Raw genomic sequence first — 26,348 nt, 5'->3', positions numbered from 1 at the left:
AAACGGCGGCCTCTGGCCGCCGTTTTGCTTTAAGATATCCGCCATTTTGCGCGCCTTGCCCCATTACCGTAGGAGCGAGGCTTGCCCGCGATAGCCACGACGCGGTTTGCCTGAGACACCTCAGGTTTTCCACCGCGGGCAAGCCTCGCTCCTACCTATAACGCCTTGCACCGGAGTTTCCCCATGACGGCCCACGCCGACCTTTCGCCGACCCTGCAACTCGCCTGTGACCTGATCCGCCGCCCGTCGGTGACGCCGGTCGACGCCGACTGCCAGAAGCTGATGATGCAGCGCCTGGGCGATGCTGGCTTCAAGCTGGAGCCGATGCGCATCGAGGATGTGGATAACTTCTGGGCCAGCCACGGCAAGCACGAAGGCCCGGTGCTGTGTTTCGCCGGCCATACCGATGTGGTGCCCACCGGCCCGGTGCAGGCCTGGCAGAACGACCCGTTCGACGCGTTGATCGACGAGCATGGCATGCTCTGCGGGCGCGGCGCGGCGGACATGAAAGGCAGCCTCGCGGCGATGCTGGTGGCGGCCGAGCGTTTTGTCGCCGACTACCCGGACCACAAAGGCTCGGTGGCCTTCCTGATCACCAGCGACGAAGAAGGCCCGGCCCACCACGGCACCAAGGCGGTGGTCGAGCGCTTGGCGGCGCGCAAGGAGCGCCTGGACTGGTGCATCGTCGGCGAGCCGTCGAGCACTAGCCTGGTCGGTGACGTGGTCAAGAACGGCCGTCGCGGCTCCCTCGGCGCCAAACTCACGGTGCGCGGCGTGCAGGGCCACGTGGCCTACCCGCACCTGGCCAAGAATCCGATCCACCTGGCCGCCCCGGCCCTGGCCGAACTGGCCGCGGAACATTGGGACGACGGCAATGCCTTCTTCCCGCCCACCAGCTTCCAGATTTCCAACCTGAATTCCGGCACCGGCGCGACCAACGTGATCCCTGGCGAGCTGGTGGCGGTGTTCAACTTCCGCTTCTCCACCGAATCCACGGTCGAAGGCCTGCAACAGCGCGTGGCCACCATCCTCGACAAGCACGGCCTGGACTGGCATGTGGAGTGGGCGTTGTCGGGCCTGCCGTTCCTCACCGAGCCGGGCGCCCTGCTCGACGCGGTGTCGGCCAGCATCAAGGACGTCACCGGCCGCGAGACCAAGGCCTCCACCAGCGGCGGCACCTCCGACGGGCGCTTCATCGCCACCCTCGGCACCCAGGTGGTCGAGCTGGGCCCGGTCAACGCCACCATCCACCAGGTCAACGAGCGCGTACTGGCCAGCGACCTCGACGTGCTGACCGAAATCTACTACCAGACCCTGATCAAGTTGCTCGCCTGATGCTTGCCTGCCCTATCTGCGCGGCGCCCCTGAGCGCCGTCGACAACGGTGTCGTGTGCCCGGCCGGGCACCGCTTCGACCGCGCCCGCCAGGGTTACCTGAACCTGCTGCCGGTGCAGCACAAGAACAGCCGCGACCCGGGCGACAACCAGGCCATGGTCGAAGCCCGCCGCGACTTTCTCAATGCCGGCCATTACGCCCCGGTGGCCAGGCGCCTGGCCGAACTGGCCGCCGAGCGCGCCCCGCAGCGCTGGGTCGATATCGGTTGCGGCGAGGGTTACTACACCGCACAGATCGCCGAAGCCCTGCCCCAGGCGGACGGTTATGCCCTGGACATCTCCCGGGAAGCGGTCAAGCGCGCCTGCCGCCGTGCCCCGCAGTTGACCTGGTTGATCGCCAGCATGGCCCGGGTGCCCCTGGCCGATGCCAGTTGCCAGTTCCTCGCCAGTGTCTTCAGCCCGCTGGACTGGCAGGAAGCCAAGCGCCTGCTCAGCCCTGGCGGCGGACTGATGAAGGTCGGACCGACCAGCGGCCACCTGATGGAATTGCGCGAGCGCCTGTACGACGAGGTCCGCGAATACACCGACGACAAACACCTGGCGCTGGTGCCCGCGGGCATGGCGCTGCAACACAGTGAAACCCTGGACTTCAAGCTGACGCTGAGCAATCCGCAGGATCGCGCCAACCTGCTGGCCATGACGCCCCACGGCTGGCGCGCCAGTGCCGAACGCCGGGCCAGCGTGATCGAGCAGGCCGAGCCCTTCGAGGTCAGCGTGTCGATGCGCTACGATTACTTCGTGCTGCAATAACCCATTAATCCACGGCCTCGAGCAGCGACTCGAGGCCGAATAAATCCGCGAATGGATTTTTCAGACCCGCAGTGAGGACATCCATGCGCCAACCGGATATCGAGATTTACCTGAAAGACGCCGACGTCGACCACAAGGCCATCGCCGCCTGGCTCGGCGCGGCCCTGGGCCCGTGCAGCGACTGGGTGCAGAAAGGCCAGACCTACAAATGCAAGGCGGGCAGCGTGCCAGTGACCTGGCTGCCGAAAGCCGTGGGCAAATGGAACAGCCTGTACCTGGAAAGCGACCAGACGCCGTGGGACGACGACATCGCCTGCGCCCGCGCCGCCTTCGCCGCGCTGAACGTCGAAGTGCGCTGCGCACCGGGCAGCTGGGTCGAGGAAGAAGGTGAGGAATCGGCCGACCGCTGGATTCGCATCAGCGCCGACGGGGAAGAAGAGATTACCTGGCGTACCGCCTGACTCTGATTACTGTAGGAGCGAAGCGTGCTCGCGATAGCGTTATCGCGAGCACGCTTCGCTCCTACAAGGCACAGCGCTTACAAGCCGACTACATCCTCTGCCTGCAAACCCTTCTGCCCCTCTACCACGGCGTATTCAACCTGCTGCCCTTCGGTCAGCGAGCGGTGGCCTTCACCACGAATAGCACGGTAGTGGACAAATACATCGGCACCACCTTCACGCTGAATGAAGCCGTAACCCTTGGCGTCGTTGAACCACTTCACGCTGCCGGTCTCGCGAGTTGCCATCAATCCATCCTCCGTCTTTTTATTATCAGTCGGCTTACTGAAACGAAGCCGTGAGAACTTTCGCCTGGACCTGGGTTTCTATTGATGGGCCCCGCATGCCCAGGCGTCAGTCGGGCGAGTATATGACAGGCAGAAAAACTCTCAACTCAATCTTGTTTGCCGCTTTTTTGCCGATTTTCGGTGAATCCGGCACACTAGCCGCCCCGAGCAACTGCTCGGTTTTTTCCACTAAAGCAGAAGCCGTATGACCCGCTCCCCGTTCCGCCGTCTTGTGTTTGGCACCTTGCGCCGACTGTTGTACCTCTGGGTTCGCTCGGAGACGATCAACCAGTCGTCCTTCACCCTCAACCTCGACCGCAGTCGTCCGGTGTTCTACGTCCTGCAAAACCCTTCGCTCACCGACCTTGCCGTGGTCGATGCCGAGTGCACCAAGGCCGGGTTGCCGCGCCCGGTGCTGCCGGTCTCGGTGGGTAACCTCCTGGAACCCGCCGCGTTCTTCTACCTGACCCCGGCCCCGGACTGGCTCGGTCGCCAGGACAAGCGCGGCGCGCCACCAACCCTGACCCGCCTGGTCAGCGCCCTGAGCCAGAATGCCGCCGAAGACGCGCAGATCATTCCGGTCAGCGTGTTCTGGGGCCAGTCGCCCGACAGCGAATCAAGCCCGTGGAAACTGCTGTTCGCCGACAGCTGGGCAGTCACCGGGCGTCTGCGCCGGCTGCTGAGCATCATGATCCTGGGCCGCAAGACCCGGGTGCAATTCTCCGCGCCGATCCACCTGCGCGAACTGATCGAGCACAACAAGGGCCACGAGCGCACCGTGCGCATGGCCCAGCGCATCCTGCGGGTGCACTTTCGCAACCTGAAGGCCGCGGTGATCGGCCCGGACATTTCCCACCGGCGCAACCTGGTCAAGGGCCTGCTGAACCAGCCACTGGTCAAGCAGGCGATCCTCGACGAAGCCGAACGGGAAAAGATCTCCCCGGAAAAGGCCAAGGCCGTGGCCCTGCGTTATGGCAACGAGATCGCCTCGGACTACACCTTCACCGCGATCCGCTTCCTCGAAGTGGTGCTGAGCTGGTTCTGGAACAAGATCTACGACGGGATCAAGGTCAACCACATCGAAAGCGTGCAGAAAGTCGCCCCGGGCCACGAAGTGATCTACGTGCCCTGCCACCGCAGCCACATCGACTACCTGCTGCTGTCCTACCTGCTGTTCCGCAACGGCCTGACCCCGCCGCACATCGCCGCCGGGATCAACCTGAACATGCCGGTGATCGGCAGCCTGCTGCGCAGGGGTGGAGCGTTCTTCATGCGCCGCACCTTCAAGGGCAACCCGCTCTACACCTCGGTGTTCAACGAATACCTGCATACCCTGTTCACCAAGGGTTTCCCGGTGGAGTACTTCGTCGAGGGCGGGCGTTCGCGCACCGGGCGCATGCTGCAACCGAAAACCGGGATGCTGGCCATCACCCTGCGCAGCTTCCTGCGCTCCTCGCGCATGCCGATCGTCTTCGTCCCGGTGTACATCGGCTACGAGCGCGTGCTGGAAGGCCGCACCTACCTGGGCGAGCTGCGCGGCGCGAGCAAGAAGAAAGAGTCGATCTTCGACATCTTCAAGGTCATCGGCGCCCTCAAGCAGCGTTTCGGCCAGGTGGCGGTGAACTTCGGCGAGCCGATCAAGCTGGCCGAGTTCCTCGACCAGGAACAGCCGGGCTGGCGCGCCCAGGAGCTGGGCCCGCAGTTCAAGCCGGCCTGGCTCAACGAAACCACCAACCGCCTGGGTGAAAAAGTCGCCCAGCACTTGAACGAGGCGGCGGCGATCAATCCGGTCAACCTGGTGGCCCTGGCGCTGCTGTCCACCAGCCGCCTGGCCCTCGACGACCGCGCCATGGCCCGGGTCCTGGACCTGTACCTGGCGCTGCTGCGCAAAGTCCCCTACTCGCCCCACACCACCCTGCCGGAAGGCGATGGCCGGGCCTTGATCGAGCATGTGAAGGACATGGACCTGCTGTCCGAGCAGAGCGATGCCCTGGGCAAAATCCTCTACCTGGACGAGCAGAACGCCGTCCTGATGACCTACTACCGCAACAACGTGCTGCACATCTTCGCCCTGCCGGCGTTGCTGGCGAGCTTCTTCCAGAGCTCGTCGCGCATGAGCCGCGAACAGATCCTGCGCTACACCCGGGCGCTGTACCCCTACCTGCAGTCGGAGCTGTTCATCCGTTGGTCCCTGGACGAGCTGGACGGGGTGATCGACCAATGGCTGGAGGCCTTCGTCGAGCAAGGCCTGCTGCGCTTCGAGAAGGAGCTGTACCTGCGTCCGGCCCCAAGCTCGCGGCATTTCGTGCTGCTGACCCTGCTGTCCAAGAGCATCGCCCAGACCCTGCAGCGCTTCTACATGGCCATCTCGCTGCTGCTCAACAGCGGCCAGCGCAGCATCAGCGCCGAAGAGCTGGAAGACCTGTGCACGGTCATGGCCCAGCGCCTGTCGATCCTGCATGGCCTGAATGCCCCGGAGTTCTTCGACAAGAGCCTGTTCCGCCACTTCATCCAGACCTTGCTGGAGCAGGACGTGCTGCGCCGCGACGAGGCCGGCAAGCTGAGCTACCACGAACTGCTCGGCGAACTGGCCGAGGGCGCGGCCAAGCGCGTGCTGCCGGCGGAGATTCGCCTGTCGATCCGCCAGGTGGCCCTGCATCGCAGCGAAGATGCCGCCGAGCAGGTCGCCGCACCGCAGCAAAGCGACTAGATTCTTATCGGCGCCAGGCGGTTTCTGGCGCCCCCCGATACGGAGATCCATCATGAAAAAGCTCACCCTGCTCGCCCTTGCCACCCTGCTCGGGGCCTGTAACAGCATGCAACCTGCCAGCAAAGCCAGCCTCGATGGCGAAGTCTTCTACCTGCAACGCATCGCCCTGCCGCCAGCCGCCACCCTGAGCGTCAGCCTGCAGGACGTGTCGCTGGCCGACGCCCCCGCGGTGCTGCTGGCCGAACAGAAAGGCCCGGTCAAAGGCCAGGTGCCGCTGCCCTTCCACCTCAGCTACGACCCGGCCCAGGTCAAACCCGGGCACCGTTATTCGGTCAGCGCGCGGATCGAAGTGGCTGGCAAACTGCTGTTCGTCACCACCGAGCACAACGGGGTGAAACTCGACGGCAGCGATCCGCAACCGCTGAAAATCCGCGTCGACGCGGTTCGCTAATCCCTTCTCTCGAACAAGGAAGCTGCCATGCTCCGTTCTTCCCTTCGCTTCACCAGCCTGTGCGCCGGCCTGCTGATCTGTGCCAGTGCCCTGGCGCTGTCCCTCGGCGACCTGTCGCAGCAAGACGCCACCGGCGGCCTCAAGGATGCCCTGACCCAGGGAGCCCAGGTCGCGGTCAAACAACTGGGCACCGCCGGCGGTTTCAGCAACAACCCGGATGTGCGCATCGAACTGCCGGGCAACCTCGGCAAAGTGGCGAAGAAAATGAAGCAGTTCGGCATGGGCGCCCAGGTCGAGGAACTCGAGACCAGCATGAACAAGGCCGCCGAGGCCGCCGTGCCGCAGGCCCAGGCGCTGCTGGTGGATGCCGTGAAGAAGATGAGCGTGGAGGACGCCAAGGGCATTCTCAGCGGTGGCAAGGATTCCGCCACCCAATACCTGAGCAAGACCAGCCGCGAACAGATCCGCGTGAAGTTCCTGCCGATCGTCAAACAGGCCACCGACCAGGTGGGCCTGGCCAAGCAGTACAACGCCTTCGCCGGCCAGGCCGCCACCTTCGGCGTGCTGGATGCGAAGAACGCGAATATCGAAAGCTACGTGACCGAACAGGCGCTCAACGGCCTGTTCGAGATGATCGGCAAACAGGAAGCGACCATTCGCGAGAACCCGGCGGCAGCGGCCACCAGCCTGGCGAAGAAGGTATTCGGTAGCCTGTAACCCCTACCTGTAGGAGCGGCCGCTCGACGCTCGATTGCTCGCGATCTAGACGCCGCGGTGTGTCAGGCACACCGCGGCGTCTAAATCGCGGGCAAGCCTCGCTCCTACAGGCGAATCAGGTTTTCCTGACCCGGAACCACGCCGCGTACAACGCCGGCAAGAACAGCAGGGTCAGCGCCGTCGCGACAATCAGCCCGCCCATGATCGCCACCGCCATCGGCCCGAAGAACACGCTGCGTGACAGCGGGATCATCGCCAGCACCGCCGCCAGCGCGGTCAGCACGATCGGCCGGAAACGCCTGACCGTCGCCTCGATGATCGCCTGCCACGGCGTGAGCCCGGCGGCGATGTCCTGCTCGATCTGATCCACCAGGATCACCGAATTGCGCATGATCATCCCCGACAGCGCGATGGTCCCGAGCATGGCCACAAAGCCGAACGGCTGGCGAAACACCATCAGGAACAGGGTCACGCCGATCAACCCCAGCGGCGCGGTGAGGAACACCATCGCCGTGCGCGAGAAGCTGCGCAGTTGCAGCATCAGCAGGGTCAGCACCACCACGATGAACAGCGGCACGCCGGCCTTCACCGAGTTCTGCCCGCGCGCCGAGTCTTCCACGGTGCCGCCGACGTCCAGCAGGTAACCGTCCGGCAGTTCGGCGCGGATCGGTTCCAGGGTCGGCAGGATCTGCTGCACCAGGGTCGCCGGCTGTTCCTTGCCATAGATATCGGCGCGCACGGTGACGTTCGGCAGGCGGTTGCGGTGCCAGATGATGCCTTCCTCGAAGCCGTACTCCAGGGTCGCGACCTGCGACAGCGCCACGCTCTTGCCGTTGTCGGTGGGCACCGCCAGGCTCGACAGCAGCGACAGCTCGGTGCGTTCACGCAAGGTCCCACGCAGCAGGATCTCGATCAACTCGTTGTCTTCGCGGTACTGGCTGACGCTGGAGCCGGTCAGCGAGCTTTGCAGGAACTTCGCCAGGTTGGCCGTGCTCACGCCCAGGGCCCGCGCACGGTCCTGATCGATATTGAGGTAGACCACCTTGCTCGGTTCTTCCCAATCCAGGTGCACGTTGGTCACATGGGGGTTCTCGCGCACCTTGGCCGCCACCTTGCGCGCCAGGGCCCGCACCTCTTCGATGTGCTCGCCGGTGACGCGGAACTGCACCGGATAGCCCACGGGCGGGCCGTTTTCCAAGCGGGTAACTCGCGAGCGCAGGGCCGGGAACTGCTCGTCGAGGGTTTCGATCAGCCAGCTGCGCAGGCTTTCACGTTCCTCTATGGTCTTGGCCAACACCACGAACTGGGCAAAGCTCGCCGCCGGCAGTTGCTGGTCCAGGGGCAGGTAGAAACGCGGCGAACCGATACCGACGTAGGCCACGTAGTTATCGATGCCGGCATGATCCTTGAGCATGGCCTCCAGGCGCTTGACCTGATCGGCGGTGTTGCTCAGGGACGCGCCCTCGGCCAGTTTCAGGTCGACCATCAGTTCCAGGCGCCCGGAAGCCGGGAAGAACTGCTGCGGCACGAAGCGGAACAGCATCACCGAGGCGATGAACAACAGCACGGTCAGGGCGATCACGGTCTTGCGCCGGCGCACGCACCACTCCACCATCCGCCGCACCCGCTGATAGAACGGTGTGCCGTACGGATCGGGCTGGCCGTCGGCGCCGCCGTGCTTGGCCGCATGCAGCTTGGCCAGGTCCGGCAGCAGCTTCTCGCCCAGGTAGGGCACGAACACCACCGCGGCGATCCATGAGGCCAGCAGGGCGATGGTCACCACCTGGAAGATGGAGCGGGTGTATTCGCCGGTGCCGGACTGCGCCGTGGCGATCGGCAGGAAGCCGGCGGCGGTGATCAGGGTACCGGTGAGCATCGGGAACGCGGTACTGGTCCAGGCGTAGCTGGCAGCCTTGAGCCGGTCATAGCCCTGCTCCATCTTGATCGCCATCATCTCCACCGCAATGATCGCGTCGTCCACCAGCAAGCCCAGGGCCAGCACCAACGCGCCGAGGGAGATCTTGTGCAGGCCGATCCCCAGGTAATACATGGTGGCGAAGGTCATCGCCAGCACCAGCGGGATCGACAGGGCCACCACCATGCCGGTACGCACACCCAGGGAAAAGAAACTCACCAGCAGCACGATCGCCAGGGCTTCCACCAGCACCCGGACGAACTCGCCGACGCCGGTCTTCACCGCGGCCGGCTGGTCAGAGACCTTGCGCAGCTCCATGCCGGCGGGAAGGTTTTTCTGAATCCGGGCGAACTCCAGTTCCAGCGCCTTGCCCAGCACCAGGATGTCGCCGCCGTCCTTCATCGCCACCGCCAGGCCGATCGCATCCTGCCCCATGAAGCGCATGCGCGGTGCCGGTGGATCGTTGAATCCGCGACGCACGTCCGCCACATCGCCGATGCGGAAGGTACGGTCGGCCACCCGGATCGGGAAACTGCTGATCTGCTCGACGCTCTGGAAATTACCGGACACCCGCAATTGCAGGCGTTCGCTGCTGGTCTCGAAGAAACCGGCGGTGGACACCGCGTTCTGTTCTTCCAGAGCCTGCTGCACCGCCGCCAGGGGCAGACCCAAGGTCGCCAGCTTGACGTTCGACAGCTCGATCCAGACCTTCTCGTCCTGCAGGCCCAGCAGCTCGACCTTGCCCACGTCCTTGACCCGCTGCAGCTGGATCTGGATGCGATCGGAGTAATCCTTGAGCACCGCGTAGTCGAAACCGTCGCCGGTCAGTGCATAGATATTGCCGAAGGTGTCACCAAACTCGTCGTTGAAGAACGGGCCCTGGATACCTGGCGGCAAGGTATACCGGATATCGCTGATCTTCTTGCGCACCTGATACCAGAGCTCGGGGATCTGCGCCGAGTGCATCGAGTCGCGCGCCATGAAGGTCACCTGGGATTCACCCGGGCGGGAAAACGAGACGATACGCTCGTACTCGCCGGTTTCCATCAGCTTCTTTTCAATACGTTCGGTGACCTGCCGGGAAACCTCCTGGGCCGTGGCGCCCGGCCAGCTGGTGCGGATCACCATGGCCTTGAAGGTGAAGGGCGGATCTTCGCTCTGGCCCAGCTTGGTGTAGGACAACGCCCCGACTATGGCCAGCAACAGCATCAGGAACAGCACGATCTGGCGGTTGCGCAACGCCCATTCGGAAAGATTGAAACCCATCGGGGATTACTCCTTGGCCGCCAGATTGACTACGCGGTTGGAGCGATCCACCGGGCGCACCTGCTGCCCCTCATGGAGCACATGCACACCCGCCGCCACCACCCAGTCGCTGACTCCGAGGCCTTCGAGTACCGGTACGCTCTTCTCGCCAAAGGCGCCGAGACGCACCGGGGTCTTTTTCAGGGTGTTGTTGGCGTCTACCCGCCAGACATAGGCGGCACCGTTTTCCGCGGTCACCGCCGACAGCGGCACCGACAGCGGCACACTGCCCGCTGTCTGAATGAACACTCGGGCACTCTGCCCCAGTTCGGCCGGGACCTTGCCGGCGGTAAAGGCAATGCGGGCGGCGAAGGTACGGGATCGTGGGTCGGCGGCCGGCGACAGCTCGCGGATCTGCCCGGCGAAGCGCTGGTCGGGCTGGCTCCACAGCTCCACCGACACCGGCTGGCCGATGCGGAAACGGCCGAAACCCTGCTCCGGCAGGCTGATCAGCACTTCCCGCTCGCCGTCGGTGGCCAGGGTAAAAACGGTCTGGCCGGCGGCAACCACCTGGCCGACCTCGACCGTACGCCGGGCCACGACGCCGTCCTGGGGCGCGCGCAGCACGGCGTAACCGGCCTGGTTGCTGGCCACGTCGAACTCGGCCTTGATCTGCTTGAGCCGGGCCAGGCCGGAGCGATATAGATTCTCGGCGTTGTCGTACTGGGAACGGCTGACCAGTTGCCGATCCATCAGGGTCTTGTAGCGGTCACGCTCGGAGCGCACCAGGTTCAGGTTGGCTTCGGCCGCCGCCACCTGGGCCCGAGTGGCTTCCAGTTGCAGCCGCACATCCTGCGGATCGAGCTCGGCCAATGGCTGATCAGCCTTTACCCGCTGCCCCTCATCGACCAGTCGTCGGCTGACCTTGCCCCCGATCCGGAACGCCAGGTCCGGTTCGTAACGCGCCCGGACCTCGCCAGGGTAGCTGTCCATGGCCTGCGCCGCGGGCTCTGGCTGCACCACCATGGCCGGGCGGACGGTGGTTTGCGCGGTTTCTTCATGGCCGCACGCGGACAGCAGAACGGCCAGGCTGACTGGCAACGCGAGGGATAAGGCATAGCGGAACATGGTGAGGGACCTTTCGCTAAGGGTGCTTCGAATAATTATACTGGTGGGTATGTTATTAATAGCAAACTCACCAGTCCAGTATTAAAGCGAAGAATGTCCGACAATCTTTCTACCTCAAACGGCCCCGGCCGCCCCAAGGACCTGGCAAAACGCCAGGCCATTCTCGAAGCCGCGAAAACGCTGTTTCTGAGCAACGGCTACGCCAATACCAGCATGGACGCGGTGGCTGGCGAAGCGGGTGTTTCCAAACTGACGGTGTACAGCCATTTCAACGACAAGGAGACCCTGTTTTCCGCCGCGGTGATGGCCAAGTGCGAGGAGCAGTTGCCAACGCTGTTCTTCGAATTGCCCGCCGGCATGCCGATCGAAAACGTGCTGCTGAATATCGCCCGGGGCTTTCACCTGCTGATCAACAGCGAAGAATCCTTGAACCTGCATCGCCTGATCATGGCCCTGGGCAGCCAGGACCCGAAGCTCTCGCAGATCTTCTTCGAGGCCGGACCGCAGCGCATGCTGCAAGGCATGGAACGGCTGTTGACCAGGATCGACCAGAGCGGCGCCCTGCGCATCGACAAACCGCGTAACGCCGCCGAGCATTTCTTCTGCCTGCTCAAGGGCGCGGCGAACTTTCGCCTGCTCTACGGCTGCGGCGCGCCGCTGAGCGACGAAGCCGCCGAGGAGCATGTGCGGGAAGTGGTGGGGTTGTTCATGCGGGCGTATCGAGCCTGAAGACCCTATCGCGAGCAAGCTCGGTCCTACAGGTCATGCGCAGTCCCTGTAGGAGCGAGCTTGCTGGCGAAAAAACCGATGAAGATCAGGCCTTGAGCGCCTTCTTCGGATAGATATCGTAACGGCTGGATTTGCCATCCAGCGCATGGCTCGGCTTGGGGCCTGCGATGCACGGCGCCTTGCGCGGGCGCTTGACCACCACCCGGTGGCTGGCCAGGGCCAGGGCGGCCTCCAGCAGCGCCGGGGCGTCCGGGTCGTCCCCGACCAGCGGGCGGAACAGGCGCATTTCCTTTTTCACCAGCGCGGTCTTTTCCCGATGCGGGAACATCGGGTCCAGGTAGATCACCTGGGGCGGCTCGCCCTCCCAGTTGCGCATCACTTCGATCGAGTTGCCCTTGAGCAGGCGCATGCGGGCCACGATCGGCGCCACCTCGAAATCCTCTCCCGCCCGGACCAGGCCGTCTTCGAGCAAGGCGCCGATCAAGGGCTGGCGTTCGATCAGGCTCATCTCGCAGCCGAGGCTGGCCAGGACGAACGCATCCTTGCCCAGCCCCGCCGTGGCATCCAGGATCCGCGGACGCACACCCTGGGCGATGCCCACCGCCTTGGCGATCATCTGCCCACTACCGCCGCCATACAGCCGTCGGTGAGCCGCGCCACCCTCGACAAAGTCCACCCGCACCGGCCCTGGCGCATCGGCGCCGAGCTGCTGCAGTTGCAAGCCCTGCTCGCCGACCTGCAGGGCGAATTCCGCCTCGTCGATCTGCAATGGCAGCCCCAGTCGCTCGGCCCAATGCGCGGCCTGCGGCTGGAATGCCTCGGCCAAGGCCTCGACTTTGATGCGGCAGGCCGCTGGTTGCTCACTCATCTGAAAACACGCTCAAAAAATTAATGATCGGCAAAAACTGCCGATAAAAGAACTATTCGGCATTTTGCCAGAGCTGAGCGTCGACCCGAGAGAAATGTCAGACATTCGAAGCCTATCCATTGGCGTCATATCGCCCCACGGCGATTACGGCCTCAAAAATTCCCAGGCACTGAGCGGCGTCAGCCATCTGTGGCAGGATTTTTTTGCCCAGGCGCTGGCCGAGCAACGCGGCGATGGCGCGAAGGTCACTGACGACAATTCTCCGGTGGCCGTGGACGGCCCGACCGAACCCCATGGCGGCAGCGACCTGCTGGCGCAAATCGTTACCCAGCGTCATTGCGACGTCCAGGACACCGAGATCCGCCCGCCGGAACCGTTGTTCCTACCGATCGCCGAGTTCGAGACCGAGCTGCTGGACAAACCGTTTCCGCCGTTCCCGCCGGAAGAAATCGCCGCCCAGCAACACCAGCAAGACTTCGAAAGCGGCTGGGTACGCCCCATTGTCCTCAATGCCGGCCAGCCCCTGCCCGAGCCGAGCCCGGCGCCGCAACCGCGGCCGTTGCACCTGCCGATCGCCGAACTCGAACTGGAGCTGCTGGACAAACCCTTCCCGCCCTTCCCGCCGCAAGAACTCATCGAGCAGCAGAAACAGTTCGATTTCGATAACGGCTGGGCGCGTCCGCTGATCCTGCAGAACCTGCGGATCGCCGCCTGACCTCAAGCCGGTTTCACCGACAGATCCACTACCGGCAATGGCACCTAGCGACACCCCGGCCGCTCAGTCCTTGAACAACCGATTGATCTGCCCGAACGGCAAAGCCTGGTCGGCAAAGTCGAAGCTGCCGTGGTCGCGGATTTCCTGCGCAGCCTGATAGAAGGCGCCATAGGCGGCCCGCGCCAGGGCCGAACCGACGCTGATCCGCTTCACCCCCAGCTCGCTCAACTGCGCCAGGGTCAATTTCAGGCCGCCCGACATCAGCACGTTGACCGGTTTGGGCGCCACCGCGCGGACCACGGCGATGATTTCCTCCGCCGAGCGCAACCCAGGCGCATACAGCACATCGGCGCCGGCCTCGGCATAGGCTTGCAGGCGGCGAAGGGTGTCCGGCAGGTCCTGCCGGCCATGCAGCAGGTTTTCCGCCCGTGCCGTGAGCACAAAGGGAAAAGGCAATTGCCGCACTGCGGCGACCGACGCCTCGATACGCTCGACCGCCAGCTTGAAGTCATAGATCGGATCATCGGCCCGGCCCGTGGCGTCTTCGATGGAGCCGCCCACCGCCCCGCAGGCGGCCGCTTGGCGCAGGGTCCGGGCACAGCCTTCGGGGCTGTCGGAAAAACCGTTCTCCAGGTCCACCGCCACCGGCAGGCTGCTGGCGCCGACTATGGCGCGAACGTTGCCCAGGGTGTCCTCCAGGGACAAGGCACCTTCGGCGTCGGGGCGCCCCAGGGAAAAAGCGAAACCGGCGCTGGTGGTCGCCAGGGCCTCGAAGCCGAGGCTGGCCAGCATCTTGGCGGAGCCCGCGTCCCAGGGGTTGGGAATCACGAAAGCCCGATCACGCTCATGCAGGGCCTTGAAGGTTTGGGCACGAAGGGTTTGCGCATCCATTGGCGGACTCCTGGACAGGGAAATGATCCCGTTCAGAGCAAGCCGAGTTGCTCCGCGGCGGGCTCTCTGTATAGCTCAGGCAAGGCCGGCAATCCAGGCAGGCGCTCCATCAGGCGCGCATGGAAACGCCGCGCCAGCTCGGCGGCCAGGCGGTTATCGGCGGTGTGCAGGAAGATGTAGGGGGTTCGCCCTTCCTCGATCCAGCCGGCGACCTTGTCGATCCAGGGCACCAGGAACGGATCGTTGGCCTCAAGCTCCGGATGACCGATAAAGCGCACCTGGGGAAACTGGGTGAAGGCGGCCGGGCGCGGCGGTACCTTGGGTTTCTTCGATTGCGCATGGAGCACCGACGGCTCGCTGGAAGTGCAACTGAACAAGGCGCGCGGGTCGAGGCAGATGCGCTCTACCCCACGATCCAGCAGCAGGCGGTTGAGCATGCGCTCGGCATCGCCCTTGGCGAAAAAATCCCGATGCCGGACTTCCACCGCCAACGGCCGCTCCAGGCCGTCGATAAAGCCCGCCAGTTCCGCCAGGCGCTGCGGTGTGAAGCTCGCGGGCAGTTGCAGCCACAGCGGCGAAACACGTTCGCCCAGCGGGCTGAGCAACTGCAGGAAGCTCTCGGCCGCGCCCAATTGTTCGCGCAGGTCGCCGCCATGGCTGATGTCGCCGGGAAATTTGGCGGTGAAGCGGAAATGTTCGGGCATGGTCTGCGCCCAGCGCTGCACCGTGGCCTCGGCGGGGCGCGCATAGAAGGTGGTATTGCCTTCCACGGCATTGAAGACCTGGCAATACAGGCCGAGAAAATCCGTCGGCCGCGCGCTTTCCGGGTACAGGTACTCACGCCAGGCGTTTTCGCTCCAGGAAGGACAACCGAGGTAATAAGGCAGCAACATCAGATGTGCAGGTCGAGACCCACCACTTCCATATCCCAATCGACGAAACCGGCGGTGGTCAGGTAGCTGGCCAGAGCGTTGGCGACGCTTCTTTTCATGGCGCGCTGGAAGATCATGTCCTGTGGACGGGCGGGAAGATTGCTGGTGCGCTCGGCAGAAGCCTGGGAGCGCGCCTGGGCAGGAGTCTCGGGTTGGACTTCGACGGCATCTGCGTCCTCGAGGGAGTCGTCCAGCAGCACGCTGCCTTTGCGAGGCTTGCGCTTGATGGGGTAGGACTGAGAGGAAATGCCGTCTATGCGCATAATCACATGCTCGATATCGATGATGGCAATTTAGCGGCACCTAGCCGACTACGCAAATGCCCGAGTGATAACTAGAACACAGAAAATGCAAAAGGTTTAAAAGCCACCGAAAACTGGCACGAAAACCTGACGATTGACACGCTCGCCACGCGGACTCGTGATGGCGAACAGCTCTGCAGCGGCCTGTCAGCGCGCTTTTGGCGTCGCCACCTTGTCCCGTAGGTACACCGGTTGCGCCTCGTCCGCCGGGATCGCCTCGCCGCGTTCCCAGGCAAAGCGCGCCAGGGTCAGCAAATCTTCGGCGTGGGGCAGCATGCCCGCGTCCTGGCCACTGAGATTGACCCCGATACGCTCGGCGTAGCCCCAGCCGGTGCCCGCGCCGAACCAGTCGCCGCTGGCGTCCGCCGGCAACGCAGCGGCTTCCGGCGGCAACACCGCTTCGGCCCCTGCCAGGCGCATCTCGCCCGCCACTTCGCGGTAGCAGCCCCAGTAGACCTCATCCATTCGCGCATCGATGGCGGCGGCCACCTGGGTCGCGCCGTGTTCGCGCAATGCGCGCTGCGCCAGCACCGCCAGGTTCGACACCGGCAGCACCGGGCGCTCCAGGGCGAAGGCCAGGCCCTGGACCACGCCGATGGCGATCCGCACACCGGTAAAGGCCCCAGGCCCGCGACCGAAGGCAATGGCATCGACGGCCTGCAGGCTGGTGCCGGCATCGGCCAGCAGTTTCTGGATCATCGGCAGCAGCTTCTGTGCATGCAGGCGCGGGATCACCTCGTAGTGGCTCGTCACCTTGCCGTCGTGCAGCAAGGCAACCGAGCAGGCTTCAGTCGCGGTGTCCAGGGCCAGCAAGGTGCTCATCGATGTTTCCATAAGGCAGAGGGAGTTGAAAAAAGTGACGCATTATAAACAGCAGCGGCCCGCAAGCGGGCCGTTGAAGATCAAGCCGGTACGACTGATCAGCTCAGCGCTTCGAGCACCTTGCCGGTGATCGACTCGACCGAACCGACGCCCGCGATGTGGCTGTACTTCGGCTTGCCCTGACTGGCGGCCAGGCTCTGGTAGAACTCCACCAGCGGCTTGGTCTGGGAGTGGTAGACCGACAGGCGATGACGCACGGTTTCTTCGGTGTCGTCTTTACGCTGGACCAGGTCTTCACCGGTGATGTCGTCTTTACCGGCGATTTTCGGCGGATTGTAGACGGTGTGGTAAACGCGGCCCGAGGCTTCGTGCACACGGCGGCCAGCGATACGCTGGACGATCTCTTCGTCGTCGACGGCGATCTCGACCACGTTGTCCAGCTCGACGCCGGCTTTGACCAGCGCTTCGGCCTGAGGAATGGTGCGTGGGAAGCCGTCGAACAGGAAACCCTTGGCGCAATCGGCCTGGCTGATGCGTTCCTTGACCAGGTTGATGATCAGGTCATCGGAGACCAGACCACCGGCGTCCATCACGCTCTTGGCTTTCAGGCCCAGCTCGGTGCCGGCCTTGACCGCTGCGCGCAGCATGTCGCCGGTGGAGATTTGCGGAATGCCGAACTTTTCGGTGATGAACTTTGCCTGAGTACCTTTACCGGCCCCGGGAGCTCCCAGCAGAATTACGCGCATCGATGTGCTCCTCAATTTTTTATTTAGAAACGCTCGGATTCGCCTCGTGGGGCCAATCTCGGAAATGGGATAGTGGCCGCCCAAACGGCCAAAGGCTGATCAAGATACACAGCCGACACAGCGCACACAAGCAGCCGAAAGTCGGAGCAACCCGCTGCCTTTATGCCCTGGCGACAGGGTATTGCTGGTCGCAACCCCATAACAAAGTGTCGCCTGGCGACGGTCGCCAGCCCTCTCGGGCCAGCGCTCGAAGTACCGTGCCAAGCCACTGAAAACCCCGGCAATTACCTTAGCCGGTATTGCGCAAACCGGCGGCAATCCCCGCCACAGACACCAGCAGCGCCTGTTCCACCGGGCTGTCCTGGGCGCCGTCCTGGCGTCGCGAACGGGCCAGCAGTTCGGCCTGCAATAGATGCAGCGGGTCCAGGTAGGTATTGCGCAGGCGAATGAACTCCAGGGTGTCGGGGCTATGTGCCAGTAACTGCGACTGACCGGTCAACCCCAAGACCACCGAACACGCCTGCGACAATAAGTCGCGTAAATGCGCACCCAATGGCAGCAGCGCCGGTTCGACCAATCGTTCGTCGTAGGAACGGGCGATATCCGCGTCGGCCTTGGCCAGCACCATCTCCAGCATGTCGATACGCGTGCGGAAAAACGGCCACTGTTCGCGCATCTGCCCCAGCAACTCGCCCTCCCCGCGCTCCAGGGCCTTGCTCAAGGCGGTTTCCCAGCCCAGCCAGGCCGGCAACATCAGGCGGGTCTGGGTCCAGCCGAAAATCCACGGGATGGCCCGCAGGCTTTCGATGCCGCCGGCACGCCGCTTGGCCGGCCGGCTGCCCAGTGGCAGGCGCCCCAGTTCCTGCTCCGGCGTGGACTGGCGGAAATACTCGACGAACTGCGGGTTCTCCCGCACCACCGCGCGATAGGCCTTCACCCCATCGTCGGCCAGTTCGTCCATCAGGTCGCGCCAGGCTGGCTGCGGCAGGGGCGGCGGCAGCAAGGTCGCTTCCAGCACCGCCGCCAGGTAGAGATTGAGGTTCTGCTCGGCGATGTCCGGCAGGCCGAATTTGAAACGAATCATTTCCCCTTGCTCGGTGGTACGGAAGCGCCCCGCCACCGAACCCGGCGGCTGCGACAGGATCGCCGCGTGGGCCGGGCCGCCGCCACGCCCCACGGTGCCACCGCGACCATGGAACAGCAGCAGCTCGACCTGCTGCTCACGGCAGATATCCACCAGTTTTTCCTGGGCCCGGTACTGCGCCCAGGCGGCAGCAGTGGTGCCGGCATCCTTGGCCGAGTCGGAATAACCGATCATCACTTCCTGCGGCCCCTGCAGACGCGAGCGATAGCCCGGCAGAAGCAGCAACTGCTCAATCACCGGGCCGGCGTTGTCCAGGTCGGCCAGGGTTTCGAACAGCGGCACCACGCGCATCGGCCGCAGCACGCCCGCTTCCTTGAGCAGCAGTTGCACGGCGAGCACATCGGATGCCGCGCCGGCCATGGAGATCACATAGGAACCCAGCGAAGCCGCCGGGGCCGCGGCGATTTCCCGGCAGGTCGCCAGCACTTCGGCGGTGTCGGCCGAGGGCTTGAAATAACCGGGCAACAGCGGACGACGGCTGCCCAGTTCGCGCATCAGGAAATCGATGCGCTCTTGCTCGCTCCAGTCGCCGTAGCGGCCCAGGCCCAGGTAGTCGGTGATTTCGGTCATGGCCGCGGTGTGCCGCGAGGAGTCCTGGCGCACATCCAGGCGCACCAGGAACAGGCCGAAGGTCACCGCGCGGCGCAGACAGTCGAGCAACGGACCGTCGGCGATCACGCCCATACCGCATTCGTGCAGGGACTCGTAGCAGAGCTCCAGCGGGTCCAGCAGCTCGCGGTTGTTCTGCAGCACCTGGGCAGTCGCCGGCACGCTACCGCTCAACGATGCCTGGGCCCAGTTACGGGTGGCCCGCAGGCGCTCGCGCAATTGCTTGAGCACCGCGCGATACGGCTCGGCGCTGTCGCCGGCCAGTGCCCGCAATGTCGCGTTGGCTTGCTGCATGGACAGGTCGGCCGCCAGTTGATCGACATCGCGCAGGTACAGGTCGGCGGCCATCCAGCGCGCCAGCAACAGCACCTCGCGGGTCACCGCCGCGGTGACATTGGGGTTGCCGTCACGGTCGCCGCCCATCCACGAAGCGAAGCGGATCGGCGCCGCCTCCAGCGGCAAATGCATGCCGGTGGCCGCGTGCAAAGCCTGGTCGGCCTTGCGCAAATAGTTGGGGATGGCCTGCCACAGCGAATGCTCGATCACCGCGAAGCCCCACTTGGCTTCGTCCACCGGGGTCGGCCGGGTACGGCGGATTTCTTCGGTATGCCAGGCCTCGGCGATCAGCCGCTGCAAGCGTGTCTGGATCTGCGCGCGCTCGGCCGAGGTCAGGTCGCGATGGTCCTGGGCAGCCAACTGCGCGGCGATAGCATCGTATTTCTGGATCAGCGTGCGGCGGGCGACTTCGGTGGGGTGGGCGGTCAGCACCAGCTCGATCTCCAGCCGTCCCAACTGCCGGGCCAGCGCCTCGGCGCCATGGCCTTCGGCCCGCAGGCGCGCCAGCAGCTCCGGCAGCACCCGCGACTCGAACGGTGCCGGCTGCGACTCCTCGCGACGGTGAATCAACTGGTACTGCTCGGCGATGTTGGCCAGGTTGAGGAACTGGTTGAACGCCCGCGCCACCGGCAGCAGCTCTTCCTCGCTGAGCTGGTTGAGGCTGGCGCTGAGTTCGGCATCCAGCGAACCGCGTCGGTCGGCCTTGGCACCCTTGCGAATCTGTTCGATCTTGTCGAGGAAACCCTCGCCATACTGTTCACGAATGGTGTTGCCCAACAGCTCACCCAGCAGGTGAACATCTTCGCGCAAGCGCGCATCAATATCGGTCATCTACCTGTTCTCCAGCGGACTCGGGGCTCCTGGTAAGCCCCAAGAGTGCCGCCAGCACATGGCTATTAGCAAGGGCGGTCTTGACGCGAACGGCTGCGGGCAACGCCGGTGCACGACGAAGCGCCTTTAAACCTTGCACGATGGAGCTAGTCTCAAGAGTAAGCCGCACAACGGCTTAGCGCCGGCACAGGCCGGTCACTCACCAAGCCCTGCCACAAGCAGGTGTTCATTGAGGTTGCCATGAAAATCCGTGAGCTCGCGCAACACTGGGAAGAAAACGCCAAGGGTCGCCTGACCCAGACCGGCTACACGATCTATCTGGATGTCGAAGCCGCCGCACGCCTGGCGGCAATTTCCGAGATGTACCCCAAACGCCGGACCGAGGAACTGCTCGGCGAGCTGATCGGGGCCGCCCTGGAGGAACTCGAAACCAGCTTCCCTTATGTCCAAGGCCAGCATGTGGTCGCCACCGACGAAGAAGGCGATCCACTCTACGAAGACATCGGCCCTACCCCGCGTTTTCTCGCCCTGTCGCGGCGTTATCTGCACGATCTGTCGGCTCAGGCAGACGAGCAGAAACACTGATCCACGCCTGCATTTCTCACCGATAAGAGCGTTATTCCTGACCCCGGATCGGGTCAGGAGTACCCCTGCGCACGGCAAAAGTTCCTTATTTAGAGCCTTGTCCACAGAGTCAGGAAACTTCCGGGCGATAGGCCATCTTCTCTGAACTATTCAAAAAAGCCTCGGGTCACAGCCAATAACCATCACTGGAACGGCCGTTTCATTTTCAACGCCCCCAGCCTTGTCGTCACTCAGCGTTACGGCGTCGGAACCGGGATGGATTTTGATGTTTTTCAGGAGTTATCCAATGGAGTTGAAGACCATGAAGATCAGCACTGCCAAATCCTCGTCAACCTCTCTGCGCGGGCTGAAACTGGCCGCGCTGGCTCTCGGTAGCAGCCTGGTCCTGGCCGGTTGCGCCGGTAATCCGCCAAGCGAGCAATACGCGGTGACGCAATCTGCGGTCAACAGCGCAGTCAGCGCAGGCGGTACCGAATTTGCCGCGGTGGAAATGAAATCGGCTCAGGACAAGCTCAAGCAAGCCGAGCTCGCCATGCACGACAAGAACTACGACGAAGCCCGGCGTCTGGCCGAGCAGGCCGAATGGGACGCCCGCGTCGCCGAGCGCAAGGCTCAGGCAGCCAAGGCCGAACAGGCATTGAAGGACTCTCAGAAAGGCGTTCAGGAACTACGTCAGGAAGGCATGCGCAGCGTGCAATGAGCCGCGGGCGCCGATTCCCACGTATTCGCAATCGATAAAAGGACGAAACCATTATGCGTAAACAACTGATGATCCCTGCCCTGTTGGCCCTGAGCGTAGCGCTGGCGGCATGCTCCACCCCGCCTAACGCCAACCTGGAAAACGCCCGAACCAACTACTCGGCCCTGCAGGCCAACCCGCAGGCCACCAAGGTGGCGGCCCTGGAGACCAAGGACGCCAGCGAATGGCTGGACAAGGCCGACAAGGCCTACCTGAACAAGGAGGACGAAAAGAAGGTCGACCAACTGGCCTACCTGACCAACCAGCGGATTGAAGTGGCCAAGCAGACCATCGCCCTGCACACCGCGGAAACCCAGCTCAAGGACGCCGGCGACCAGCGCGCCAAGGCGCTTCTGGATGCCCGTGACGCGCAGATCAAGCAACTGCAATCGAGCCTCAACGCCAAGCAGACCGACCGCGGTACGCTGGTGACCTTCGGTGACGTGCTGTTCGCCACCAACAAGGCCGACCTGAAGTCCAGCGGCCTGGTCAACATCAACAAGCTGGCGCAGTTCCTGCGCGACAACCCTGACCGCAAAGTGATAGTCGAAGGCTACACCGACAGCACCGGTAGCGCGGCCTACAACCAGTCGCTGTCCGAGCGTCGCGCCACTTCGGTACAGGTCGCCCTGATCAAGATGGGTGTCGATCCGGCACGCATCGTCGCCCAGGGTTATGGCAAGGAATATCCGGTTGCCGACAACGGCAGTGTTTCCGGACGTGCCATGAACCGTCGCGTGGAAGTGACCATTTCCAACGACAACCAGCCGGTCGCGCCACGTTCGGCCATCAGCGCCAACTAAGCCCGGCCTCGCGCGATAAACCGCACACCCAATAAAAAGCCCCGCCTTGATCGGCGGGGCTTTTTTATCCGGCAACCGGATCGCGGCTTGCGCTGGCATGCCGAGCGGTCACTGCTCCAGCTTCGGGGTTTCCTGGCCCATGCAGCGCACGGCGCGTTTCTTGTTGTTGATCAGCACGCCCGTCAGCCCCTTCTGCTCGGTGTCGAACAGCACCAGCACGCCATCGATGCATTGCGCCACCTCGGCCGCCGGCTCCAGGGACACCTTGTAGTCTTCGCCGGGCACGGTCTTGAGCATGGTGAAATCGTTGAGCAGCAACGCATCCTCCGGCTTGGCGAAATGCAGGTAGCCGTAGTACCACAGGCACGCCACGGTGCCGATGATGCTGCAGATACCGGTGATGATCAGGGGGATGGCGTTACGTTCTTCGCTCATTGCGGACTCTCTGGAGGTTCTACGACTGGATTCAAAGGTGTGGGGTAATTGGGGATTTCGCCCAGGCGGCGCAGGCCGTTGAAGTGCTGCGGGTCCTCAAGGTAACGCAACATCACCTGGCGCCAGACCGGGTCGGCGAAGGTCTGCACATGACCGCCTCGGGTCAGTTGCAGCACCCTGGGCGGGGGCGCAGCTTGATACAGACGGATGCCGTTGGAAAGCGGTACGAGGGAATCGTCGATGCTGTGGTAGATCAGCTTGGGCACGCCATCCAGGCGCGCCATGGCCTTGATCGCACTGTCGCCATCGGGCACCAGCCACGACAGCGGCACCTGGAACGGCCAGGTCATCCAGGACGTGCTCAGGGCAAAACGGCCCACCTCGCGGTAACTGGCCGGTACCCCGTCGAAGACAATGGCCTTGAGCTGGCGCTGGCGTTCCGGATGCTGCTCCACCAGATAATGGATGGCCAGGGCGCCGCCCAGGCTCTGGCCCAGGACGATCAGCGGCTTGCCCTGGACCTCGGGCGCCCGGTCCAGCCACTGGAAGGCTGCGTCGACATCCTGGTAGATCGCCGGCAGGCTCGGTTTGCCTTGCGACACCCCGTAGCCACGGTAGTCCACCAGCAGCACCTGGTAGCCCTGCTCCGGCAACCACCAGCTGCCACCGAGGTGCCCGGACAGGTTGCCGCCATTGCCGTGCAGGTGCAGCACCGTGCCCTTGACCGGCACCCCGGCCTTGGCCGGCAGCCACCAGCCGTGCAAGCGCGTACCGTCGGCGGCGGTCAGGGTGACGTCGCGGTAGTCGAGCCGGGCCTTGTCCGGGGTGAACGGCAGGCCCCGCTCGGGATAGAACAGCAGCGAGCTGCAACCGCTCAGGGTCAGCAGCAGGCAGACAATGCCGAGGACTCGCATCCGTTTGAAGCCTTATGCCGAGGGTGAAAAACGCCCCCTGTAGGAGCGAGCTTGCTCGCGATACGTGGTGTCAGGCACATCGCCATCGCGAGCAAGCTCGCTCCTACACAGGGGGTGGTTACAGGATGTTCGAGTAATCCGCCTCGATCCGGTCCAGGCTCAGGTGATTGAGGAAGTTGGAGAAGCACATCCAGGCCGACAGCGCGTTCATGTCGCGGAACTGGTCCGGCAGGTACTTGGGCGGCACCACCAGGCCTTCGTCGACCAACTGGCGCAGGGTCCGCATGTCTTCCAGGGTGGTCTTGCCGCAGAACAGCAAAGGTATCTGCTCGAGCTTGCCCTTGCGCACGGCCAACTGAATGTAGTTGTAAACCATGATGAAGCCCTTGAGATAGGACAAGTCTTTGGTGAATGGCAGGCCCGTCGGCACCGAACCGCGGAACACCCGGCTGGCATTGCCATAACTTTCGGCCATTTCGAAACCCTGCTCGCGAAAGAACTCGAACACCTGCAGGAAGTCCGCGCCCTCCTCCACCATGTGAATGGCGCGAGTGCGGTTGGTCAGCTTGCGCAGACGGCTCGGGTAGGAGGCGAAGGTAATGATCTCCATCAGGATCGCCAGGCCTTCCTGGGTCACGGTCGACGAGGGCGGGCCCTTGGACAGGAAGGTGCAGATCGGCTGGTTCAGGCCGTTGAGGGTTGTGCCCACGTGGACCAGGCCTTCGTGGACTTCCAGGGCGCGCACATCGCGATCGTTGAACAGCGCGTCGGCGCGGATCTTGATGTAGTCGGCGCCGGCCGCCGCGTCCGCGACTATGCCATCGGACTCGAAGACCCGGATGGTTTCCTCGGCCTCGCCGAACACCTTGTTCAGCCGGCTTTGCAGCAGGTTCACCGCTTCCTTGGCGCTCAGGGTCTTGGGTTCGTCCTTGAGATCGCCACGGCCGTCGATGTTGTTCAGGTAATCCGAGAGCATCAGGCCCAGGTCGGCCAGGGTCGGGTCGCCGGCATGAAAGGCGTCGGAGGCCGCGCCGTAGAGTTCCTGGGAAATCAGCCCGAAGTCCTCGGTGCCACGGGCCTCGAGCATCCGCACCACCATGCGGTACTCCTTGCACATGCGCCGCATGATCTGCCCCACCGGGTTGAACTGGCCCAGTTGCCGGGTGATGTCACGTTCGATGTTCTGGAACTCCAGTTTCACCGCGCTGGAGTCGAAAGACAGCGGCCGGCCTTCGTAATAGGCGCGGTCCACCGCCGGCATTTCCTTGCCATTGGCCTTGAGGAAACCTTTGCGGATGTTGTCATCCCACTTCACCGCATCCAGTACGCGGATCGGCGTCTGTGCCAGCACAATGCGATCGGACAAGGTGCGTATCGTCTGCTGGTAATCGTCCACCCCAAAACTCCCATTAAAACGTCTGTACTGCGTTTACTTGCCTGCCCGCTGGAAGCGCGCCGCCTCGACGAACACGTCGGAGTTGGCGGGATCGTCCAGATAGGCGAAAACCTGTGGCAGCGCGCTGTCGATCAGCACGCCCTCGCCGTCCTTGGTGTCGAACGGTTCGCCCCGCAGGGCGTTCTGCCCGCGGGCCTGATTGATCTGCTCGAGATCGAGCTGGTAGAGCACCAGCTCGTGTTCGTCGGTCAACTCGAAACCGGCGATGGTGAAGTGCCCACCGAACGCCTGGGGCACCGCCGCCGAGAGATACCAGCGGCTGCCGTGGCGGGAAACGGTGAACTCGTAAGTATCGTGCTGCTGCGGCTTGGCCTTGACGGAAGTGACGGCCTTGTAGCGGTTGTTGCCGATACGGCTCATCTGCAGGGTGAGCGGTTCGCCCCAGGCATTCTTGCTGGTCCATTTGCCGAGCAACGCCGCGGGCGCAGCCTGGTCGGCCGGCAAGGGTTCCTTGAAGGACACCAGGCAGCCGCTGAGCAGCAGGAACGACAAGGCGATCACAACGCGCCAGGCTTTCATTCAACACTCCCTATCAGCAGTCGACCCGTAGCCGCTAGCGCAGCCTGCGTTCGGGCGGGCGGATCACACCGAGGCCAATACCAGGTGCATGTACCGGGTCAGAATGCCCAGCATGTCCTCGTCGGCCAGAGGCTCTGCTCCGTTGAGCAGGCCCTGATATTCCATCCGTCCGATTATAGACGTCAACACTTTGGCATCCTGTTGCGGCTCGCGGGAACCCAATACCTGGAAAAACTGGCAGGTGCCCTGCAGCAGGATCTGCTGGTGGGAACGCACCAGCAACGCCAGGCGCGGGTTGAGCAGCGCTTCCTGGCGAAACGCCTGCTCGGCCATCAGATGCTCGCGGCGGTTGTGCAGTTGGCGCTGCACGTAATCGGCGGTCAGGCGGGCAATGTCATCGGCCAGTTGCGCACGGGACTGCGGGCTGCCGTCGCCATAGGCGACCATCTCCCGCAGCAAACCCTCGTTGTTGGCCCACAGCTTGGCCATGAAGGCGGCGCTGCGCTCGACGTATTGGGCAAAGGTATCGGTGAGCAGGTCATCGATATCCTTGAAGTAGTAGGTGGTGGCCGACAGCGGCACACCGGCTTCGGCGGCGACCGCGCGATGGCGCACGGCGCGCACGCCATCGCGCACGACGATGCGCATGGCCGCGTCGAGAATATCCTGGCGACGTTGCTCACTGCCCTGTCGGCTGGCCTTGCGGCCCTGGTACTGAACACTTTCAGCGACCGCAGTGGCGATGCCAGCTGCACCTTCTTGAGCAATTGCACGGTTCACGACAGGTATTCCTCTCACATAAAAAATGAAAAAAGCAGTACGTCAGTGCCACACAGACAATAAAAAGCCGCCTGTTAGCGGCGGCTTTTTATTCA

26 protein-coding genes are annotated in these 26,348 nt (G+C 63.8%); 11 read left to right on the top strand and 15 right to left on the bottom strand.

Annotation, left to right across the window (positions count from 1 at the left end):
- Nucleotides 1–183: 183 nt before the first annotated feature.
- The 3 genes from dapE to AC07PQ_RS10605 all read left to right on the top strand — a co-directional run bounded on the left by dapE (nt 184) and on the right by AC07PQ_RS10605 (nt 2,605).
- Entirely contained in the window at nt 184–1,335 is a 1,152-nt protein-coding gene (dapE, locus tag AC07PQ_RS10615) for a succinyl-diaminopimelate desuccinylase (RefSeq protein WP_053259788.1), read from the top strand.
- Nucleotides 1,335–2,144 carry a putative RNA methyltransferase gene (locus AC07PQ_RS10610; RefSeq protein ID WP_007927919.1) on the top strand — a complete coding sequence of 270 codons (810 nt, stop codon included), beginning with the start codon at nt 1,335–1,337 and terminating at the stop codon, nt 2,142–2,144. Before dapE ends, AC07PQ_RS10610 begins: the two co-directional genes overlap by 1 nt.
- Nucleotides 2,145–2,227: 83 nt before the next feature.
- Nucleotides 2,228–2,605 carry a hypothetical protein gene (locus AC07PQ_RS10605; RefSeq protein WP_007927921.1) on the top strand — a complete coding sequence of 126 codons (378 nt, stop codon included), beginning with the start codon at nt 2,228–2,230 and terminating at the stop codon, nt 2,603–2,605.
- A 77-nt stretch (nt 2,606–2,682) separates the two neighbouring features.
- Here the strand turns inward: AC07PQ_RS10605 and AC07PQ_RS10600 are convergent, their stop codons facing one another.
- Complete coding sequence (locus AC07PQ_RS10600; protein WP_007927922.1) at nt 2,683–2,892, bottom strand: cold-shock protein; 210 nt, start codon at nt 2,890–2,892, stop codon at nt 2,683–2,685.
- A gap of 244 nt (nt 2,893–3,136) precedes the next feature.
- Here AC07PQ_RS10600 and plsB point away from each other — a divergent pair, with 244 nt between their 5' ends.
- Genes plsB through AC07PQ_RS10585 form a run of 3 tightly spaced genes read left to right on the top strand, consistent with a single transcriptional unit; the run spans nt 3,137 to nt 6,809 of the window.
- A complete protein-coding gene (gene plsB / locus AC07PQ_RS10595) occupies nt 3,137–5,641 on the top strand; it encodes a glycerol-3-phosphate 1-O-acyltransferase PlsB (protein ID WP_007927924.1) in 2,505 nt (834 codons plus the stop codon).
- A 52-nt stretch (nt 5,642–5,693) separates the two neighbouring features.
- Nucleotides 5,694–6,092: a YbaY family lipoprotein gene (locus tag AC07PQ_RS10590; RefSeq protein WP_007927926.1), complete on the top strand. Its 399-nt coding sequence runs from the start codon at nt 5,694–5,696 to the stop codon at nt 6,090–6,092.
- Between the two features lie 27 nt (nt 6,093–6,119).
- Entirely contained in the window at nt 6,120–6,809 is a 690-nt protein-coding gene (locus AC07PQ_RS10585) for a DUF4197 domain-containing protein (RefSeq protein ID WP_007927927.1), read from the top strand.
- A 115-nt stretch (nt 6,810–6,924) separates the two neighbouring features.
- Here AC07PQ_RS10585 and AC07PQ_RS10580 read toward each other — a convergent pair whose 3' ends face one another.
- Both AC07PQ_RS10580 and AC07PQ_RS10575 read right to left on the bottom strand, forming a co-directional pair.
- The gene (locus AC07PQ_RS10580) at nt 6,925–9,990 is read right to left on the bottom strand and encodes an efflux RND transporter permease subunit (RefSeq protein WP_493185467.1); all 3,066 of its coding nucleotides are present in this window, start codon (nt 9,988–9,990) and stop codon (nt 6,925–6,927) included.
- A 6-nt stretch (nt 9,991–9,996) separates the two neighbouring features.
- A complete protein-coding gene (locus AC07PQ_RS10575) occupies nt 9,997–11,097 on the bottom strand; it encodes an efflux RND transporter periplasmic adaptor subunit (RefSeq protein WP_007927931.1) in 1,101 nt (366 codons plus the stop codon).
- Nucleotides 11,098–11,190: 93 nt separating this feature from the next.
- On the opposite strand from AC07PQ_RS10575, the gene AC07PQ_RS10570 reads away from it, so the two are divergent.
- Nucleotides 11,191–11,826, top strand: coding sequence for a TetR/AcrR family transcriptional regulator (locus tag AC07PQ_RS10570; protein WP_007927932.1), 636 nt, complete (start codon nt 11,191–11,193; stop codon nt 11,824–11,826).
- Nucleotides 11,827–11,911: 85 nt separating this feature from the next.
- Here AC07PQ_RS10570 and AC07PQ_RS10565 read toward each other — a convergent pair whose 3' ends face one another.
- Entirely contained in the window at nt 11,912–12,694 is a 783-nt protein-coding gene (locus AC07PQ_RS10565) for a class I SAM-dependent methyltransferase (protein ID WP_493185466.1), read from the bottom strand.
- Between the two features lie 94 nt (nt 12,695–12,788).
- On the opposite strand from AC07PQ_RS10565, the gene AC07PQ_RS10560 reads away from it, so the two are divergent.
- Nucleotides 12,789–13,409, top strand: a complete 621-nt coding sequence (locus AC07PQ_RS10560) for an energy transducer TonB (RefSeq protein ID WP_493185465.1) — start codon at nt 12,789–12,791, stop codon at nt 13,407–13,409.
- 63 nt (nt 13,410–13,472) lie between these two features.
- On the opposite strand, the gene AC07PQ_RS10555 is transcribed toward AC07PQ_RS10560, so the two are convergent.
- From AC07PQ_RS10555 to ppc, 6 genes are all read right to left on the bottom strand, one after another.
- On the bottom strand, nt 13,473–14,300 hold the full coding sequence (locus AC07PQ_RS10555) for an isocitrate lyase/PEP mutase family protein (protein WP_493185464.1): 828 nt from the start codon (nt 14,298–14,300) through the stop codon (nt 13,473–13,475).
- Nucleotides 14,301–14,332: 32 nt separating this feature from the next.
- On the bottom strand, nt 14,333–15,193 hold the full coding sequence (locus AC07PQ_RS10550; protein ID WP_009042363.1) for a DUF72 domain-containing protein: 861 nt from the start codon (nt 15,191–15,193) through the stop codon (nt 14,333–14,335).
- Complete coding sequence (locus AC07PQ_RS10545) at nt 15,193–15,495, bottom strand: hypothetical protein (protein WP_007927950.1); 303 nt, start codon at nt 15,493–15,495, stop codon at nt 15,193–15,195. The genes AC07PQ_RS10550 and AC07PQ_RS10545 overlap by 1 nt, the downstream gene beginning before the upstream one ends.
- Before the next feature lie 186 nt (nt 15,496–15,681).
- The gene (gene tsaB / locus AC07PQ_RS10540; protein WP_007927952.1) at nt 15,682–16,356 is read right to left on the bottom strand and encodes a tRNA (adenosine(37)-N6)-threonylcarbamoyltransferase complex dimerization subunit type 1 TsaB; all 675 of its coding nucleotides are present in this window, start codon (nt 16,354–16,356) and stop codon (nt 15,682–15,684) included.
- A gap of 98 nt (nt 16,357–16,454) precedes the next feature.
- Nucleotides 16,455–17,102 (bottom strand): adenylate kinase, encoded by a 648-nt coding sequence (gene adk / locus AC07PQ_RS10535; protein WP_007927955.1) that lies wholly within the window; start codon nt 17,100–17,102, stop codon nt 16,455–16,457.
- A gap of 289 nt (nt 17,103–17,391) precedes the next feature.
- The gene (ppc, locus tag AC07PQ_RS10530; protein WP_007927957.1) at nt 17,392–20,022 is read right to left on the bottom strand and encodes a phosphoenolpyruvate carboxylase; all 2,631 of its coding nucleotides are present in this window, start codon (nt 20,020–20,022) and stop codon (nt 17,392–17,394) included.
- 240 nt (nt 20,023–20,262) lie between these two features.
- Here ppc and AC07PQ_RS10525 point away from each other — a divergent pair, with 240 nt between their 5' ends.
- The 3 genes from AC07PQ_RS10525 (at nt 20,263) to lptF (ending at nt 22,149) form a co-directional block, all read left to right on the top strand.
- Complete coding sequence (locus tag AC07PQ_RS10525; RefSeq protein WP_007927959.1) at nt 20,263–20,607, top strand: hypothetical protein; 345 nt, start codon at nt 20,263–20,265, stop codon at nt 20,605–20,607.
- A gap of 286 nt (nt 20,608–20,893) precedes the next feature.
- A complete protein-coding gene (locus tag AC07PQ_RS10520; protein WP_007927961.1) occupies nt 20,894–21,307 on the top strand; it encodes a DUF4398 domain-containing protein in 414 nt (137 codons plus the stop codon).
- A 53-nt stretch (nt 21,308–21,360) separates the two neighbouring features.
- Nucleotides 21,361–22,149 (top strand): lipotoxin F family OmpA-related lipoprotein LptF, encoded by a 789-nt coding sequence (gene lptF, locus AC07PQ_RS10515; protein WP_493185463.1) that lies wholly within the window; start codon nt 21,361–21,363, stop codon nt 22,147–22,149.
- A 108-nt stretch (nt 22,150–22,257) separates the two neighbouring features.
- On the opposite strand, the gene AC07PQ_RS10510 is transcribed toward lptF, so the two are convergent.
- The 5 genes from AC07PQ_RS10510 to AC07PQ_RS10490 all read right to left on the bottom strand — a co-directional run bounded on the left by AC07PQ_RS10510 (nt 22,258) and on the right by AC07PQ_RS10490 (nt 26,253).
- Nucleotides 22,258–22,584 carry a PA3694 family proteiin gene (locus tag AC07PQ_RS10510; protein ID WP_007927965.1) on the bottom strand — a complete coding sequence of 109 codons (327 nt, stop codon included), beginning with the start codon at nt 22,582–22,584 and terminating at the stop codon, nt 22,258–22,260.
- Nucleotides 22,581–23,498 carry an alpha/beta hydrolase gene (locus tag AC07PQ_RS10505; protein WP_101336942.1) on the bottom strand — a complete coding sequence of 306 codons (918 nt, stop codon included), beginning with the start codon at nt 23,496–23,498 and terminating at the stop codon, nt 22,581–22,583. Before AC07PQ_RS10505 ends, AC07PQ_RS10510 begins: the two co-directional genes overlap by 4 nt.
- A 118-nt stretch (nt 23,499–23,616) precedes the next feature.
- On the bottom strand, nt 23,617–24,894 hold the full coding sequence (locus AC07PQ_RS10500; protein ID WP_007927969.1) for a flavohemoglobin expression-modulating QEGLA motif protein: 1,278 nt from the start codon (nt 24,892–24,894) through the stop codon (nt 23,617–23,619).
- Between the two features lie 33 nt (nt 24,895–24,927).
- Nucleotides 24,928–25,473 (bottom strand): hypothetical protein, encoded by a 546-nt coding sequence (locus AC07PQ_RS10495; RefSeq protein WP_007927972.1) that lies wholly within the window; start codon nt 25,471–25,473, stop codon nt 24,928–24,930.
- Between the two features lie 63 nt (nt 25,474–25,536).
- Nucleotides 25,537–26,253 (bottom strand): TetR/AcrR family transcriptional regulator, encoded by a 717-nt coding sequence (locus AC07PQ_RS10490; RefSeq protein WP_007927974.1) that lies wholly within the window; start codon nt 26,251–26,253, stop codon nt 25,537–25,539.
- Nucleotides 26,254–26,348: the final 95 nt, after the last annotated feature.

It is taken from the genome of Pseudomonas sp. GW821-FHT09E12 (assembly GCF_059416085.1).
This window is presented reverse-complemented; position numbering and strand designations above follow the sequence as displayed.

Excerpts from the sequence above, each read along its gene's own strand:
- AC07PQ_RS10610 (WP_007927919.1), top strand. The coding sequence starts at position 1,335 with ATGCTTGCCTGCCCTATCTGCGCGGCGCCCCTGAGCGCCGTCGACAAC.
- AC07PQ_RS10570 (WP_007927932.1), top strand. The coding sequence starts at position 11,191 with ATGTCCGACAATCTTTCTACCTCAAACGGCCCCGGCCGCCCCAAGGAC.
- AC07PQ_RS10545 (WP_007927950.1), bottom strand. The coding sequence starts at position 15,495 with ATGCGCATAGACGGCATTTCCTCTCAGTCCTACCCCATCAAGCGCAAG.
- AC07PQ_RS10590 (WP_007927926.1), top strand. The coding sequence starts at position 5,694 with ATGAAAAAGCTCACCCTGCTCGCCCTTGCCACCCTGCTCGGGGCCTGT.
- adk (WP_007927955.1), bottom strand. The coding sequence starts at position 17,102 with ATGCGCGTAATTCTGCTGGGAGCTCCCGGGGCCGGTAAAGGTACTCAG.
- dapE (WP_053259788.1), top strand. The coding sequence starts at position 184 with ATGACGGCCCACGCCGACCTTTCGCCGACCCTGCAACTCGCCTGTGAC.
- AC07PQ_RS10525 (WP_007927959.1), top strand. The coding sequence starts at position 20,263 with ATGAAAATCCGTGAGCTCGCGCAACACTGGGAAGAAAACGCCAAGGGT.
- AC07PQ_RS10575 (WP_007927931.1), bottom strand. The coding sequence starts at position 11,097 with ATGTTCCGCTATGCCTTATCCCTCGCGTTGCCAGTCAGCCTGGCCGTT.
- AC07PQ_RS10580 (WP_493185467.1), bottom strand. The coding sequence starts at position 9,990 with ATGGGTTTCAATCTTTCCGAATGGGCGTTGCGCAACCGCCAGATCGTG.
- AC07PQ_RS10550 (WP_009042363.1), bottom strand. The coding sequence starts at position 15,193 with ATGTTGCTGCCTTATTACCTCGGTTGTCCTTCCTGGAGCGAAAACGCC.
- tsaB (WP_007927952.1), bottom strand. The coding sequence starts at position 16,356 with ATGAGCACCTTGCTGGCCCTGGACACCGCGACTGAAGCCTGCTCGGTT.
- AC07PQ_RS10565 (WP_493185466.1), bottom strand. The coding sequence starts at position 12,694 with ATGAGTGAGCAACCAGCGGCCTGCCGCATCAAAGTCGAGGCCTTGGCC.
- AC07PQ_RS10510 (WP_007927965.1), bottom strand. The coding sequence starts at position 22,584 with ATGAGCGAAGAACGTAACGCCATCCCCCTGATCATCACCGGTATCTGC.
- AC07PQ_RS10520 (WP_007927961.1), top strand. The coding sequence starts at position 20,894 with ATGGAGTTGAAGACCATGAAGATCAGCACTGCCAAATCCTCGTCAACC.
- lptF (WP_493185463.1), top strand. The coding sequence starts at position 21,361 with ATGCGTAAACAACTGATGATCCCTGCCCTGTTGGCCCTGAGCGTAGCG.
- AC07PQ_RS10585 (WP_007927927.1), top strand. The coding sequence starts at position 6,120 with ATGCTCCGTTCTTCCCTTCGCTTCACCAGCCTGTGCGCCGGCCTGCTG.
- AC07PQ_RS10605 (WP_007927921.1), top strand. The coding sequence starts at position 2,228 with ATGCGCCAACCGGATATCGAGATTTACCTGAAAGACGCCGACGTCGAC.
- plsB (WP_007927924.1), top strand. The coding sequence starts at position 3,137 with ATGACCCGCTCCCCGTTCCGCCGTCTTGTGTTTGGCACCTTGCGCCGA.
- AC07PQ_RS10555 (WP_493185464.1), bottom strand. The coding sequence starts at position 14,300 with ATGGATGCGCAAACCCTTCGTGCCCAAACCTTCAAGGCCCTGCATGAG.
- AC07PQ_RS10505 (WP_101336942.1), bottom strand. The coding sequence starts at position 23,498 with ATGCGAGTCCTCGGCATTGTCTGCCTGCTGCTGACCCTGAGCGGTTGC.
- ppc (WP_007927957.1), bottom strand. The coding sequence starts at position 20,022 with ATGACCGATATTGATGCGCGCTTGCGCGAAGATGTTCACCTGCTGGGT.
- AC07PQ_RS10600 (WP_007927922.1), bottom strand. The coding sequence starts at position 2,892 with ATGGCAACTCGCGAGACCGGCAGCGTGAAGTGGTTCAACGACGCCAAG.
- AC07PQ_RS10495 (WP_007927972.1), bottom strand. The coding sequence starts at position 25,473 with ATGAAAGCCTGGCGCGTTGTGATCGCCTTGTCGTTCCTGCTGCTCAGC.
- AC07PQ_RS10560 (WP_493185465.1), top strand. The coding sequence starts at position 12,789 with ATGTCAGACATTCGAAGCCTATCCATTGGCGTCATATCGCCCCACGGC.